We start from the raw sequence: 2,088 nt of genomic DNA, 5'->3' as shown, positions 1-2,088 counted from the left end.
CGCTCCGAAAACTGCGAAGCAAGAAACCGCACCAACGCTTGGGCGGTTGTCAGCCTGACGGTCTCAGCGGGCATCGTCGCCCTCCTTCTCAACGGCGGAAGACAACGGGAGGCGAGGATCGAGATTCTCAGGGGCCCAAAGTGATCGGACCCAGCCGTGTACCGGGTCATCGCAGATGAGCCAGGCCCGTTCCTCGCCGGGGCCGGCCATGACGTTCAGGTAGTAGAGGTCGTAGCCGGGGGCGGCGGCGCTGGGGCCGTGCCAGCCGTGCGGGATGACCACGACATCACCGCTGCGGACCTCTTCGCTGACCTCGATCGGCCGGTCGGGCGTGCCGTACACGCGCTGCCAGGCGAATCCGGGGCCGATGGGTCCTGGGGCGACCTCGAAGTAGTAGATCTCCTCAAGCTCGGCCTCGTGCTCACCCGCCTCGTCGTGCTTGTGCGGCGGGAAGGAGGACCAGTTGCCACCGGGGGTGATGACCTCGCAGGCGATGAGTTTGTCGGCCTCGAAGGTCTCGGGCGTGCAGAAGTTGTTGACCTGGCGCGAGGCCTGGCCCGAACCACGCAGCTCGACCGGGACCTTCTCGGCTGGGCCGTAGCGCGCTGGAAGGCGGCGTTCGCACCGAGCCGAGGGCAGGGCGAACCTGCCGCCGACAGCACTGGTGACCGTGACCGTGGCGTCCCTTGGGACGTAGACGAAGTCGGTCACGCGGCTGAAGACGTTCCGACGGCCCTGGAGCTCGAACAGCTCACCGTCGCATTTGACGGTGCATGAGCCGGTCAACGGCAGCACCAGCGTCTCGGCGTTCCCGGTCTCGAATGTGTAAGTGCCCCAGGAGCCGAGTTCGAGGATCTTCAGGCCCGAGTAGCCCCAACCGGCGGACGCGGGGGTGACGACCGTGTCGAACGGGCCGTCGGCAGTGGAACGTGCGGGCAGGTGGTAGCGGTTCACAGCAGCTTCACCACCGCGTCGATCGCGCCGGCGACGTCGTCGTCGGCGGGGTAGAGCAGGGACCGGCCCACGGTCAGTCCGACGATGTTCGGCAGAGAAAGCGAAGCGCCCCACTGCTCGCGCATGGCCTCGATGTCGGCGACTTCGCCGCCGAGCATCACGATCGGCAGGGTCGAGGCCGCGGCAACCCGATCCATGCCGGGGACGGTGGGGAGTTTCAGCCAGGTGTGGGACGAGGTCGCGCCGAGTCCGGAGGCGATCGCGGCGGACTTGATCACGGCCTCGGTGGAGAGGTCGTTGACGATCTTGCCGTCCACCCAACTGGAGATGAAGGGTTCGACCATGGCGATCCGGCCGAGGGCAGCGAGTTCGTTCACCGCTTTGGCGGTGTTCTCCAGGATCGAGGGGGTGGCGGGGTCGTCGAGGGCGATGCGGGTCAGGGTTTTGCCGCCGTCGAAGCCCATGGCGTCGATGGTCGCGGCGTCGTAGCTGGTGAACCGGTCGTCGATCTCGAATGTGGATCCGGCGAGGCCGCCGCGGTTCATCGAACCGAAGACCATCTTGCCGTCGAGCGCCCCGAGCAACAGCAGGTCCTCGATGATGTCTGCGGTCGCGAGCAGCCCGTTGCAGCCCGGGTTCGCGAGCGCGATGCAGAGCCGGTCCAGCAGGTCGCCCCGGTCGGCCATCGCCATCGGATTTCCACCGGTGCCGAGCGAACCGCGCGCGGGATGGTCGGCCGCGATGATGAAGCACTTACCCGACGCCCCAACCGGACTCGTGGCCCGTTCGCGCTGAGCGGCCGCTGCTGCGACCGCACCGGGCCGGTGCAGACGCGTGTCAGCCAACGACGCCAACGTGTCAGCGTGCATCGGCACTCTCCTTCAGCTTGAGTTCGACTTCGGTCCGGGTGGGCATCGCGTCGGAGCAGGACAGTCGCCCCGCGACGATGGCGCCGGCGGCATTGGCGAAGGCGATGGTGCGTTCGAGGTCCCAGCCCTCGAGGAGTCCGTGACAGAGCGCGCCGCCGAAGGCATCACCGGCGCCGAGGCCGTTCACCACATCGACCGGAACCGGCGGCACCTCGACCGGACCCGAGCCGTCGTCGGCGAGGACTCCCTTGGGGCCCTGCTTGAC

Annotated in this window: 3 protein-coding genes; all 3 read right to left on the bottom strand. The window is 68.0% G+C overall.

Going from position 1 to position 2,088, the window contains the following annotated elements; genetic code table 11:
* Positions 1 to 63 precede the first annotated feature (63 nt).
* The gene (iolB, locus tag FAB82_RS12840) at positions 64 to 954 is read right to left on the bottom strand and encodes a 5-deoxy-glucuronate isomerase (protein WP_136534939.1); all 891 of its coding nucleotides are present in this window, start codon (positions 952 to 954) and stop codon (positions 64 to 66) included.
* Complete coding sequence (locus FAB82_RS12835) at positions 951 to 1,823, bottom strand: Cgl0159 family (beta/alpha)8-fold protein (protein ID WP_136534938.1); 873 nt, start codon at positions 1,821 to 1,823, stop codon at positions 951 to 953. Before FAB82_RS12835 ends, iolB begins: the two co-directional genes overlap by 4 nt.
* The coding region (locus FAB82_RS12830) for a PfkB family carbohydrate kinase (protein ID WP_246039626.1) at positions 1,813 to 2,088 on the bottom strand (276 nt) is incomplete at its 5' end. The genes FAB82_RS12835 and FAB82_RS12830, both read right to left, overlap by 11 nt.

This window comes from Glycomyces buryatensis (assembly GCF_004912275.1).
In the GTDB taxonomy this organism is placed as follows: domain Bacteria; phylum Actinomycetota; class Actinomycetes; order Mycobacteriales; family Micromonosporaceae; genus Glycomyces; species Glycomyces buryatensis.
This window is presented reverse-complemented; position numbering and strand designations above follow the sequence as displayed.